Genomic DNA, 12,516 nt, shown 5'->3' with positions numbered 1-12,516 from the left:
CCTTGCTCTTAAAACGATGGGAAGGGAACCGTGAGTGACCGTTCAGATCTTGAGGAACGCTTGTGCATGGATATACGGGCACGGGCTACGAGATTTGTATGCCTTTCTTGAGCGACTTCAGGTCGCCATTCGGATTGACCAGCAAGGGCAGCATCTTCACACTACGAACCATTGGGGAATGGCACTGCCGGCATACCGGCACATCCTCGAACGCAAAGTTGTCCCGCATCCACCCCTTACATCCTTCCTTGCTGCAAGACCAGATCGTCGTGTTTTCCTCAGGGATATCCTCTAACGATTTCTTTTGAAAATTCACAGTTAACCCCTCCCTTGATTTAAAAAACCCTTGATCCTAAAAAAAACTGCCCTCAACACAAGTTAAGGGCAGTTTGCTTGGACTTACATTACAGCTTTACAACATTTTCGGCTTGCGGTCCGCGGTTGCCTTGTACCACATTGAACTGGACACGCTGGCCTTCATCCAACGATTTGAAGCCGTCACCTGTGATCGCGCTGAAATGCACGAATACGTCGCCGCCGCCTTCCATTTCGATAAAGCCAAAACCCTTGTCAGCATTAAACCATTTTACTGTACCTGTTTGCATTGTATTACCTCCAAGATTTGATTTAACATGTCTTTTTTATCCATTAAAGAAATAAAAAATTCACATATTGGAAAAGGCTCCATCACACAAATGATAACCCTTTACAATATGTGAATTAACAGGTCAAATTTATGATTAACTTTAGTTTAGCATAATTAGATCCAAAAGACAAGTTTGTTACCGGAAATAAAGTTAGAAAAATAATAAAGGCCCAATAACGAAAAGCCAGTAGGATTCATCTCCACTGAATTTCCTCTTCGCATTCGCGTAGGGCAGTATCCTAAACAGTTCTTTTCAGACCTCGGGGCAGCCGAGTTGAGGGACGAAGTTTTACGGATTCTTAACTTGACCCTGCACGGTAATAACCTTATAGTTACTACAAATGTATGACGTGAGAACAAATGTTAGGCGGTCGTTCATGTTAAATTCCGAGGAAAAAAAGCTAATCGTGAAAATCGCGAAGCTATATTATTTTGAAGCTTGGACTCAGGAAAAAATTGCGGTGAAATTCGGCATTTCACGGCCCGCCGTCTCCAAGCTGCTCCAGAAGGGACGCGACGAAGGCGTCGTAGAAATTCTTATTCATGACGATACGCTGGAAACCGGCGAGCTGGAGAAGGAAATCGAAGCGGCCTTCGACCTCAAGCAAACGATCGTTGTGCCTACCCGCGACTTGAAGCAGGAACTGGTTTACAGCACGGTCGGCAAAGCGGCGGCCGGTTTTGTGCTTAAGGCTATGAAGCAGGCCGAGCGCATCGGCGTATCGTGGGGAACGACGCTGTACCACGTCGTGAAAGAGTTTCCTTTTGAAAAGAAAGAGAACCTCAAGATCGTCCCGCTTGTCGGCGGGATGGGCAATGACAAGGTCGAAATTCATTCCAACCAGATCGCGTACGAGCTGTCCAAAAAAATGGGCGTAAAATGCGAATCGCTGTATGCTCCTGCGGTGGTGGAAACCGAAGAGCTGCGGGATAAGATCGTCGAGCTGCCGAACATTTCTTCCGTTCTGGAGGAAGGCAAGCAAATCGATCTGGCACTGGTTGGCATCGGGAATCCGTTTGCCATGTCGACCATGGAACAAATCGGCTACTTGAACCAAGAAGTGCTGCAGCAATTGAAGGCCTTGAACGCGGTGGCCGATATCAATTCCCGCTTTATCGATCAGGATGGAGCCCTTTGCAACCACCCTATCAACAATAAAGTGATCGGCATGGAGCTGGAGCATCTGAAAGCCGTAAAGCTGGTAATCGCCATCGCAGTCGGACTGCACAAGGTGGATAGCATCCTTGCTGCGCTGAAAGGCAAGTACGTGCATGTGTTGATCACCGACGAGCCAACCGCATCCAGTCTCGCCGCGAAGTTAAAATAGAGCCTTGATCGCAGCCGAATGAACCGGCAACGGAGGGAGCATGAAAGAAACCCGGCTTGACACTTTTCTGTACTGCAACGATTGCAAGAAAGAACCTTCAACCCACGAAAGCGGATTGAAGGTTTCTTCTATATATATATTGCCTACAACAAGCCCACAAGCTCAAGCCCATACGCAATGCCGTCATGACCGACATCCTTTGTAATATAACGCGCCACTTTTTTCACGGATTCCGGTGAGTTCCCCATCGCCACGCTATGGCCGACATATTGGAGCATCTCCAGATCATTCAGGTTGTCCCCAAAGGCGTACACCTGCTCTCGCCGAAAGCCGAGCTTATCGATGAACCGCTCGATGCCCTGCGCTTTGGAGCCGCCGAAAGGAAGGACGTCCATGGACAGCCGGTGCCAACGGACAAAGTCCAGCTTCCGGAACCGCTCGATGTAGCCGGATTCGTCCTGTTCGGTGCAGAACAGCATCGTTTGGTAAATGTCCTGGTCTATGTAAAAATGCGGATCGTATTCGGGATGCGGATATTGCAGCGTTCCGATGCTTTCCTCGACGTAAGGATGACGCCTGCTGCTGCTTCTCATCCCCTCGTCGTCCAAATAAACGAGCGGATGACCTTGATGCAGCGCGTATTCGGATAACGAACGGATGACCTCCGTCGGAATCGGGTTGGTATAAATCAGCTTGCCGTGCAGCATCACATATTGGCCGTTGAAGCCGACGAAGGAGTCGATACTGAGCTCGCGCCGCAAAGGCTCAAGCATGAACGGAGAGCGGCCTGTCGCAAAAGCGATCTCATGCCCCGCCTCCTTCAGCGCCAGGATGGCTTCCTTCGCGGAAGCAGGCAGCCGCTTGTCATGATCCAGTAAGGTCCCGTCGATATCAAAAAAAATCATGCTTCGCGTTCGCGTCACATCAACACCTCGGTGTAGTAAAATTCTATAGCTGTTCTTCCGCCGGCAAGTGGAGAGAGACCTTATCGTGTAGTTGAAATGGCAGCGGCGAGCTGATCTCCCATTGACCGTCCTCGGACCGGACATGGTAATGGAATTCCTTTCCCTGAAACTGCACGTTCGTCACTTCCCCCGAAATCCCGGCTTGCTCCGGAGTACCGAGCTTGAACTGGTCGGGCCTGACCGGATACATGCCGCACGACTTGAAATGATCGGCGACGCGGCCGCCCTGCCATTGAACGGTACCGTCCGTGCCTATCGGCACAAAGCTGTCGCGGTTCCAGCGTCCGCGGATCAGGTTGGCCTTCGACACGAACTTCGCGACAAACTCGGTTTCCGGGCGAAGGTAAATGTCCTGCGGCGTCCCGATCTGCTCGATGCGCCCGTCCTTCATCACGACGATCCGGTCGGCCATGGCGAGCGCTTCGCCTTGATCATGCGTCACGTACACGATGGCCGTTCCGGTCTGGCGGTGAATCGCTTGAATCTCGCGGCGCATATCCATGCGCAGCATCGCATCCAAGCTGCTGAGCGGCTCGTCCATCAGCAGCAGCGACGGCTCCGCCGCAATCGCGCGGGCAATCGCCACCCGCTGCTTCTGCCCGCCGGACAGCTCATGCGGCATGCGGGTGCCGTGCTGCTCCAAGCCGACCATCTGGAGCACGCTCGCAATCCGCTCCTGCTCCCTCTCGCGAATATACGACGGAGTTTCCTTATGATGGCGGATCGGAAACCGGATGTGTTCCGTCACATTCATATGCGGCCAGAGGGCAAAAGCCTGAAACACCATGCCGATTCTCCGCTTCTCCGGCGGCAGGCTGAAGCCCGGCTTCGTTACCGTCGTCCGGTTCATGCGGATTTCCCCGGCGGTCGGCTGCTCGAAGCCCGCAAGCATGCGCAGCAGCGTCGTTTTGCCGCAGCCGGAAGGACCGAGAATAGCGACGAACTCGCCCTTCTCGATCGTTAAATTCAAAGGCTTCAGCGCCTGAAAGGCTCCGAACGTTTTGCTGACTTCCACTAATTGAATGCTCATGAAGACTGGACTCCTTTTTGGGCTGAGAACTTTCGAATCAAGTGCAGAAGCCCCATCCCCACCATAATCAAGAGAACGATCAGGCTGGACAATGCGGTAGAATACAGCGTATTGCCGGCTTGCTCGAAGCCGAATATCGTCACGCCGATCGTTTGCGATCCGGTCGACCATAATAACGCGGACACCGTAAGCTCCGTGAACGCCGTCAGGAAGACGAGGAATGCGCCGCTCAGCAGCCCCGGCAGCAGCAATGGAAGCAGGACGAAGGCCCACTTTTTCCAAAATCCCGCGCCGAAAATATGCGCCGCCTCCTCCATCGAAGGATCGATTTGCGTGAAAGCCGTAATGCCCGCCCGCACCTGCAAAATCATGAATCGGCATACATACGCGATAAACAAAATGCGGATTGAGCCGTAAATGCCGGGATTCCAACCGGGAATCGGCTGCATCCACGCGAAGATCATGGTCAGGCCGAACACGATCCCGGGCAGCGTGTAAGGCAGGGCCACCGCAAGCTCCGACGATTTGGTCAGCCACGACGGCTTGCGTACCCGCACATAGGCGAGCAAGGAGCCGAACACGAGACAAATAACCAGCGTCGTCGCCGATAGCGTCAGACTGTTTTGGATCGACTGCCACACTTTTTCATTTTCGAGCAAAATGTATTTATAGTTCGAAAGCGTCAAGTTTGCAGGTTGGAAAGGAAGCCCGTACGCCTTTTTCAAAGAAAGGGCAATCATGGACACGAGCGGCACGACCGTGATGACCGCGAGAAACGCCCATATGGCTGCGGTGACCCAAGTCCGATGCTTCCCCAGCGCAAAGCGCGGGCTGTTATCGACGATGACGGTATCGGCCGCTTTGATTTTGCGGACCGCGAGCCATTGCAGAAGCGTGCCGATGATGGCGATCACGCCCAGCATGACGGATAAAGCGGCGCCGCGGGAGAAGGCGGACGGGCCGAAGCCGATAATCTCTTCGTAAATGAGTGTGCTAAGCACGGAAATCTGCTTCGGTATGCCCAGGAACGCAGGGATTCCAAAGTTGTCGAGCGAGGCGAGGAACGCCAGCAGACCGCCGGCCGTCAAGCCGGGCAAAGCCAGAGGAAGGGTGACCAAACGGAACGTTTTCCATCTTCCAGCCCCGCTGGCCCTTGTCGCCCACTCCAGATCCCGCGGGATTTTTCTCAGCACATCCACGGTCAGCAAATACACCAGCGGAAAATGATGAATCCCCATGACGAAAATAATGCCGCCGTAGCTGTACATGCTCCACGGCTTGGCGTCCGGGTTCACCAGATGCAGCAGACCGGCCGCAAGCCCTTGGCTGCCCATAAAGGAAGACCAGGACAGCGTCAAGACATAAGACGGCAGTATAAAAGAAAGCAGCATCGCCATATGCAGCGTTTTCTTGTGCTTGATGTCGCTGTAGGCCATCAGCCAAGCGGCCAGCACGCCGAGCGCAATCGAGACGAGAGAGGAGCCGGCCACGATCACGAACGTATCGTTTAACGTCTTCCACAGGCGGCTCTGCTGCAGCATTTCCGAGTAGTGCGTAAGCGTCGGACCGGCGGTGTCCTGCATGCTTAAAACGATCAGCTTGCCGATCGGCAGGACGAAGAAGATGAGCAGAAGAATAAGGGCAACGCCTACAAGCACTCGTTTCAATAGAAAGGAAGGAAAGGACAAGGGGACAGGCTTGTCCCCTTTCCCCTCATGGGTCCGTTCAAGCCGAATCTGTTTGGAATCGATCATAGACTATTCGCTCCGCTTCTTATTGCCCGAAGACGGAGGTAAACTGTTTCTTGTCCGCTTCGCGCGCTTCCGCTAATTTGGAAATCTCCGAAGAAATGACTTTAAATTGATTGATGCTTTTCAGTCCTTTCGGGGCTTCTACACCTTCGCGGATCGGCGTGTACCCGATGCTGGAAGCGAGCTTTTGGCCGTCCTCGGATAGGACGAAGTCCACGAACGCTTGGGCCGCTTTTTCGTTGGCCGCATTTTTCAAAATGCCGATCGGCTCGGTAATGACCGGCACGCCCTCCGACGGATACACCAATTCAACCGGGGAGCCCTTCGCCTTCTCGCGGGCGACGAGATAATCGACGACCATGCCGTACGATTTCTCCCCGCTTGCGACAGCGTTCAGCACCGCGCCGTTTCCTTTGACGACCGCGACGTTGTTCGCTTTCAGGCTCTTGAAGAAGTCCCAGCCGAAGCCATCCGTACGGGAGAGAACGCCGACGTTATACGCCGCTGCACCGGAGTAAAGCGGGCTTGGCATGATGGCGGCATCCTTGCTCTCGGCCGTGGCGAGCGCCTTCCAGGAAGTCGGCGGCGTTTTTACCTTTTGGGTGTTGACCGCGAGCACGGTAGCCATCACTTTCGTACCGGAATAAGCGCCGTCCGGATCGACGAGATCTTTCGGGACTTTTGCCAGCTCAGGCGATTTATTAGGAAGCGAGCAGATTTTGCTTTTTCAAGCCTTCGAACGTCACGGCGTCGGCCAGCAGGAGAACGTCGGCTTGCACTTTCCCGGCTTGATTCTCCGCTTGCAGCTTCGCGGTGACTTCTTCGGTGCCGGAACGGAAGCTTTCCACCTTCACATCCGGGTATTTCTTATTGAAAGCCGAGACGAGCTTCGAGACATCGTCTTCCGGCTGGGACGTATAGAACGTAAGCTTGCCCGAGGGGGTGTTCGTTTCTTGCTTGGCAGGCTCCTGCTTCGAACCGGGCTGCGCTCCTTGGTTGGCCGCCGGTTGTCCGCTTGTGCCGCAACCGCTGAATACGAGTAATGCCGTCAAGCTCATCAGTAAAGAACCTTTTTTCAACAACCTCATTCTCTCCCTACGCGATGTATTTTGGTATGTGATATGTTCAGTATATAGAACATTTGTCAAACGGCTGTTAATTTGAATGTCAACCTTTATAAACATCTTATATATAGATCCGATAACTCAGGATAAAAAGTAGCGCCGCACCGCTGAGGCAACGCCGTCTTCCTCGTTGCTGTCCGTTACTGCGTCGGCGGTCTGCTTCACACGGTCGCTGCTATTCGCCATCGCAATACCGAGCCCTGCCCACCCAATCATGTCCACATCGTTGTCGTAATCGCCGATCGCGGCGACTTCGGCCGCATGCATCCCGTACATCCGGCACAGCGCTTCGAGCGCCGTCCGCTTGCTGACGCCGGCCGCATTGATATCGAAGCGCCGCTGGCCCGTTTTCGTCAAAGCCAATTCGTTCCACGACCGCAGCTCATCGTACAGCCTAACCAGCAATTCGGAGTCTTCGCTAATGACCGTCGCTTTGTATAGCGGCTCGGACGCCGCTTCGGCGAAGGCGGCCAGAGGCCCCGCCTGCTTCACTTGAATGCGGTCGGCTTGCTCCCGATAGTTCTCGTAGGTCAACGGCAGGTCCGGGTCGATGACGACGTTAGCCAGCGGCCAACTCGCGTTCATCTCATTCACTTGCTCTACAAACAGCGTCCGGTAGCCGTAAAAATGTACATATGCGCCTGCTTCAGCCGCCAGTTCCGCAATACGCTTGGCCGGATCGGGCCGGATCGGAAAGCCTTGCACCCGTTCGCCGCTTACCGCGTCCAGGATGACGGCGCCATTGAAGGCAATCAAGCAGCCGTCCATCCCAACATGACGGGCGTGGAGCCAGACCGATGCGGGGAAGCGCCCCGAAGCGATGGTGACGTTCACCCCCTTTCGAATCGCGGCTTGCAAAGTGTCGCGAACGGCAGGCGTGATGATTTTGCTGCGGTTCAGCAGCGTGCCGTCCATATCCAAGGCGAGTAGTCGATACATGGCTTCGCTCCGTTTCAAGAGTGTAGGTCAAACCGTGTACATGCTGGCCGAGTCGGGCAGAAACACCTGGCCGCCGAAGACGGCGCTTGCCGTTCGCTTCATCAGCTCGAAATTCCCGTCGCTGGGCAAATGCACGAGCACCAGCTTCTTCACGCGTGCTTTCTCGGCAATCGCGGCCGCTTGACCGGCATCCATATGTCCTTGTCCCGTCGTGTGGTAGCTGCCTTCGCAGATCGTCGCTTCACAGAGGAATATATCCGCGTCCCTGGCCAGCTCAATCAACGATTCGCAATACGAGGTATCGCCCGAATAGACGAGGACCTTGCCTTTGTACGTGATTTGACCGCAAAACAGGAAATCGTATGCTCGACAGGGACGAATTCGATGTCCGCGCCCGCGAGCCGGACTTTCAAATCCGGGCGGATCGGCGTGATGTCCGAATGCGGACCGTGCAGCTTGACGAGCATGTCCGACGGCTCCTCCGGCGCGAAGAGCTTGAGCCTCTCGCTCATCCGGTTCGTGCGGAGAGCTCCGACGGCGGCATACTGCAGTATCCCGATATCCGCCATATGATCGTGATGCAAGTGGGACAAAATGACGCCGGACAGCCGTTCGACACTCGTATGGTAAGGAAGCCGGCTCATTACCCCGCTTCCGCAATCCAGCAAAATCTGCCCCTCGTCCGTTGTGACCAAATATCCCGCAGTTGCTCCGCCGGCAGAGGGATACCCTCCCCAGTAGCCTAGAATCGTTACCTGCAACGTCCTCACCTCAAGTTGTCGTTTTCCATCGCTTTTAACTTTAACATTTGTTCTTGGCTTGTACATTTGTCATAAATATAGGTCTAAAGGGGTATAGGGTCAAGTTAAGATACTGTAAATGACCCGGACAAGCCTTGCGCAGGCAGGAGCGTTGAAGGAAGCGTATCTAAGGTTTGAAGCATGCAAAGAGCTCCATCATGAAGCTATGACGGAGCTTTTTTCGCCGCTACATATCTGTTTCGGACAATCGATAAACGGCCCTATTGGCCGTATTCAACTCAGACTTGACTTGCTGTTTCCGCAAGAGGACCTCCCCTTGATTGCGGGCGGCATCTTGTATCCTTTGCGCGGTAAACTTGGAGATGGGCGCAGGGAGCTTATCCACCAAGAAAAATCCGACTTCCGCGATTTCTTTCCCGTCTGGTACGGGCGTCCCCTCCCATTCCGTTACTTTAAAATCAAAAACATAGGCGTTGCGCCCGGATAAATAATAGATGCCCGACAACGTAAAATCGGCGGGATGCATCACCACCTGGATTTCTTCCTGGCATTCCCGGATGGCGGTTTCCCATGCCGCCTCTCCTTCCCTTTGCCGGCCTCCCGGCAGCCCCCACTTCCTTTTCCCATCCGCATGACGAACCAGAAGAACCTTGCCGGCATCGTCGAAAATGACAAGGCCTGCCCGAATGATCGTTTTTGCCGGCATACCCGCTCCACCTCCCATAGGAGTAGTGTATGCTGCCAAGGTCCAAAAAGAGCGAGGCCGACTTTTCCGTTCTCCTAAATCCTGTGTCTAACGAAATCGCAGCGTGGTATAATGTTAGTGATTGGAGATGATCAGGATGACGGAACTGCTGGACCCGCGGAACGACTTTGTGTTCAAACGAATTTTCGGCAGCGAGGAGAATAAAGATGTGCTGCTGGCCATGAACGAACCGACATTGAAGAAGGCGATGACGACGCTCGAATTCCTGAGTCAGGACGCCGAGGCCCGCAGGCTGTACGAAGCGAGGCAAAAATATTTGCACGACGAAGCTTCGATGATTGAAGGAGCGAAGACGGAAGGAAAAATTGAAGTCGCCAAAAACATGCTGTCGATGGGCCTCGATATTCAATTGATCGTTAAAGCAACCGGATTAACGGAAGAAGAGATTCACGCCTTGAAACCGATGTAATCCATCTTTGGATACGAACGCCAGCCTTTCGAGGTTGTCGTTTTTTTGCTTGAAGGACATAGTGGACTGGCACGGAGATTCTCCTTGAATTATATCGCTTCAAACGCGCCTGGAATGTTGTATAATACAATACTATACGTACCTATACGTAAAATCTAAGGAGCCTTGTTCTCCCGGCACAATGAAAGGTACTGAACGCGATGCGAAAAGTTTCTCTACGAACAGTTTTGCGCATATATACTCACGATATCCGGCGTATTGTTACGAATTGGGTCACCCTGACGGTGGTCTGCGGGCTTATTATGCTGCCATCGCTTTACGCTTGGATTAACATTTATGCATCCTGGGACCCCTACGCCAATACGAAGGGCATCAAGGTCGGGGTCGTCAATAACGACACCGGCGGCACGCTCAAAGGGATCACCTTTAACATCGGGGACGAAATCGTCCACTCGCTGAAGCAGAACGAGAAGCTCGGCTGGACCTTCTATAATACGAAAGACGAGGGCATAGCCAAGGCGGAAAATGGCGAGGTGTACGCCACCATTGTAATTCCCGACGATTTTTCGCTGAAAATGAGCACGATGCTTAGCGACCAGCCGGTCAAGCCCGATCTGGAATATTACGTTAATGAAAAAGAGAATGCCATCGCCTCGAAAATGACGGATGCTGGCGCCTCGACGATCCAGAGGGAGATCAGCACCACCTTTATCAAGACGGTGACGGAAAAAGTGTTCGAAACACTGAATCAAGCCGGCGCCGAGCTGGATCAGCGGTACCCGCAAATCGAAAAATACAAAAATTTGCTCTACGTCCTGAATGAAAATATGCCGAAGCTGAATCAAAATCTGGATGAGATGCTGAACCGGGCGGAGAACGGTTTTACCCAGCTGAATAAGACGGCGGATCATGTTCCTGCGGTTCAGGATACGCTCGGCAAACTCATTGAGCTGAACGATGGACTAAGCAAGGATATGTACACGGCCAGCGGCAACATTAAAGAAATCGCGCCGGATGTGAAAGAGAACCTGTATCTGCTCCAGACGATTTTCAACAAGTTAGCCGAGACGACCGAGGACCTGAACGAACAGCTGACGCTGTACAAACCGGAGGTGCTTACTCAGCTTGATAATGCCGTCACAGATCTCGATCAGTTGCAGCAGCGGGTGAAGGATTCTTCGGAACAGCTGGAAAAAGCGGGCGTAACCGTGCCCAACGAAACCCTCGAATTAGCGTCTGATATCGCAATGGAGCTGAACTTGTTCCGGGGGCTTCTGACGGATTTAAAAGCGAATATCAAGGATGTTGGTGCGGCTGAGAAGATTTTAAATAAGCTGCAGCCGGTCAATGATCGGATCTTGGATAAGATCACCAAATTTCAGACCGCCGTCAATGAGCTACTTGCTCCGATTGATGAAGCCTTGAATATCCGGACGTTTGCCCGTCTTCGCGACAATCTGGAAAACATACGGCAGCTGTCTTCCGGGATTAGCTCGTTTACGAGAAACTTAAGTACGACGCTGGCCTATAAAAAAGCCAATGTGGACGGCAAGCTGTCCAAAAGCATCGACTCGATTAGCAACATGATAAACCGACTTCTTAAAAATGCAAATTCGTTGGCTCAATCCTCCGCAAAAGGCTCGTTTCAGCTTAGCAAGGACTTGAAAAGCCTGGCTCAAAGGCTGGAGGAGTGGAAGGGCAAGACGGCCGATCTCCGGAAAAATATCGCGCAGAATCAAAACCTGGAAAAATTACTGCCGGATCTGGCCCGGATGAACTTTGCGATTGCGGGAAGTATCGGCAAACTGTCACTTGAGCTCGACCAAACCCTGTTTCCGAAAACGGAATCCTATCTGCAAAAAGGCTCGAATCTTCTCGCCGATGTGAACGTAATACTTGGCAACACGCAGGAGGATTTGGCTGCGGCGAAGGACTTGATGGCAGGCATGGCATCCGGGGGCAAAATAGCGGTGGACGATATCCGGAATTTCAAAGAGCGCGTGCCGGACCTTCAGCAGCGCCTGAGCGATCTGACGGCAGTCTTCCAAAAAATCGACAGCACGGTTGATGTCAAGGACATGATCCAGCTGCTGAAAAACCGGGGCATCGCAGACAACAACTTCCTTGCTCTTCCGGTGACGATGAGCACGCACCCGTTATTCCCGATCTCGAACTATGGAGCGGGTATGACTCCTTTCTATACGACGCTGAGCTTGTGGGTCGGTTGTCTGCTGCTCACGTCTCTGCTCACCGCCAAGTTCCAACCGGCGGATTTCAGCTTTACCTCGCATGAAGAGTACCTGGGCAAATATCTTTTGTTTGCTACCTTGTCCGTGCTGCAAGGGCTTATCGTAGCGCTTGGAGATATCTTTTTGCTGAAAATCGGCATTCAAGAGGCCGGATTGTTCATCGGGCTCACGGTGCTTTACTGTGTTGTATTTTCCATGATCATATACACGCTGGTCACGCTCTTTAACAATATCGGCAAATCGATCGGCGTTGTTCTGCTGGTGCTCCAGCTCGCCGGCTCGGGGGGTACGTTCCCGATTCAGGTGACACCGGCTTTCTTTCAAACGATTCATTCGATGCTGCCGTTTACCTATGCGATCAGCGGGCTGCGCGAAGCGCTCGCCGGGGTAAGCTACCCGACGCTGATGAGGGACGTCTGGACGTTGGTCGGATTTTTCGTCTCTTTTTTGGTCATAGGTTATATGTTCAAACCAGCACTCACATCGTTTCTGAGCAAGTACTCCAAGCAGTTGCATCATTCAGGAGTAATAGGGCACTGAGGAAAATA

General features: G+C 52.9%; 11 protein-coding genes and 2 pseudogenes. 3 read left to right on the top strand and 10 right to left on the bottom strand.

From position 1 onward, the window contains the following. Positions 1 to 85: 85 nt before the first annotated feature. Together BLO51_RS09515 and BLO51_RS09510 are read right to left on the bottom strand one after the other, a co-directional pair. The gene (locus tag BLO51_RS09515; RefSeq protein WP_090670294.1) at positions 86 to 316 is read right to left on the bottom strand and encodes a cold-shock protein; all 231 of its coding nucleotides are present in this window, start codon (positions 314 to 316) and stop codon (positions 86 to 88) included. Between the two features lie 88 nt (positions 317 to 404). Next, entirely contained in the window at positions 405 to 605 is a 201-nt protein-coding gene (locus BLO51_RS09510; RefSeq protein WP_090670293.1) for a cold-shock protein, read from the bottom strand. A gap of 418 nt (positions 606 to 1,023) precedes the next feature. On the opposite strand from BLO51_RS09510, the gene BLO51_RS09505 reads away from it, so the two are divergent. After that, positions 1,024 to 1,974 (top strand): sugar-binding transcriptional regulator, encoded by a 951-nt coding sequence (locus BLO51_RS09505; RefSeq protein WP_090670291.1) that lies wholly within the window; start codon positions 1,024 to 1,026, stop codon positions 1,972 to 1,974. 143 nt (positions 1,975 to 2,117) lie between these two features. Here BLO51_RS09505 and BLO51_RS09500 read toward each other — a convergent pair whose 3' ends face one another. From BLO51_RS09500 to BLO51_RS09470, 8 genes and pseudogenes are all read right to left on the bottom strand, one after another. Further along, the gene (locus BLO51_RS09500; RefSeq protein WP_090670289.1) at positions 2,118 to 2,879 is read right to left on the bottom strand and encodes a Cof-type HAD-IIB family hydrolase; all 762 of its coding nucleotides are present in this window, start codon (positions 2,877 to 2,879) and stop codon (positions 2,118 to 2,120) included. Between the two features lie 43 nt (positions 2,880 to 2,922). After that, the gene (locus tag BLO51_RS09495) at positions 2,923 to 3,969 is read right to left on the bottom strand and encodes an ABC transporter ATP-binding protein (RefSeq protein ID WP_090670287.1); all 1,047 of its coding nucleotides are present in this window, start codon (positions 3,967 to 3,969) and stop codon (positions 2,923 to 2,925) included. Beyond that, complete coding sequence (locus tag BLO51_RS09490) at positions 3,966 to 5,723, bottom strand: ABC transporter permease (RefSeq protein WP_090670285.1); 1,758 nt, start codon at positions 5,721 to 5,723, stop codon at positions 3,966 to 3,968. Before BLO51_RS09490 ends, BLO51_RS09495 begins: the two co-directional genes overlap by 4 nt. 19 nt (positions 5,724 to 5,742) lie before the next feature. After that, positions 5,743 to 6,808: pseudogene (locus BLO51_RS09485) on the bottom strand (ABC transporter substrate-binding protein). Between the two features lie 117 nt (positions 6,809 to 6,925). Continuing rightward, entirely contained in the window at positions 6,926 to 7,783 is an 858-nt protein-coding gene (locus tag BLO51_RS09480) for a Cof-type HAD-IIB family hydrolase (protein ID WP_090670283.1), read from the bottom strand. A gap of 27 nt (positions 7,784 to 7,810) precedes the next feature. Further along, positions 7,811 to 8,065 carry an MBL fold metallo-hydrolase gene (locus BLO51_RS30775; protein ID WP_281180337.1) on the bottom strand — a complete coding sequence of 85 codons (255 nt, stop codon included), beginning with the start codon at positions 8,063 to 8,065 and terminating at the stop codon, positions 7,811 to 7,813. Further along, positions 8,062 to 8,553 carry an MBL fold metallo-hydrolase gene (locus BLO51_RS30770; RefSeq protein ID WP_281180336.1) on the bottom strand — a complete coding sequence of 164 codons (492 nt, stop codon included), beginning with the start codon at positions 8,551 to 8,553 and terminating at the stop codon, positions 8,062 to 8,064. Before BLO51_RS30770 ends, BLO51_RS30775 begins: the two co-directional genes overlap by 4 nt. A gap of 217 nt (positions 8,554 to 8,770) precedes the next feature. Further along, on the bottom strand, positions 8,771 to 9,250 hold the full coding sequence (locus BLO51_RS09470) for an NUDIX domain-containing protein (RefSeq protein ID WP_167670150.1): 480 nt from the start codon (positions 9,248 to 9,250) through the stop codon (positions 8,771 to 8,773). A 187-nt stretch (positions 9,251 to 9,437) separates the two neighbouring features. On the opposite strand from BLO51_RS09470, the pseudogene BLO51_RS09465 reads away from it, so the two are divergent. Together BLO51_RS09465 and BLO51_RS09460 are read left to right on the top strand one after the other, a co-directional pair. Further along, positions 9,438 to 9,719, top strand: a pseudogene (locus BLO51_RS09465) (PD-(D/E)XK nuclease family transposase); the annotation flags it as partial. A gap of 227 nt (positions 9,720 to 9,946) precedes the next feature. Then, positions 9,947 to 12,508 carry a YhgE/Pip domain-containing protein gene (locus BLO51_RS09460; RefSeq protein ID WP_217266710.1) on the top strand — a complete coding sequence of 854 codons (2,562 nt, stop codon included), beginning with the start codon at positions 9,947 to 9,949 and terminating at the stop codon, positions 12,506 to 12,508. Positions 12,509 to 12,516 lie beyond the last annotated feature (8 nt).

The sequence above is a fragment of the Paenibacillus tianmuensis genome, from assembly GCF_900100345.1.
In the GTDB taxonomy this organism is placed as follows: domain Bacteria; phylum Bacillota; class Bacilli; order Paenibacillales; family NBRC-103111; genus Paenibacillus_G; species Paenibacillus_G tianmuensis.
The sequence above is the reverse complement of the archived record's forward strand: the minus strand, read 5'-3'. Positions and strand labels throughout refer to the sequence as shown.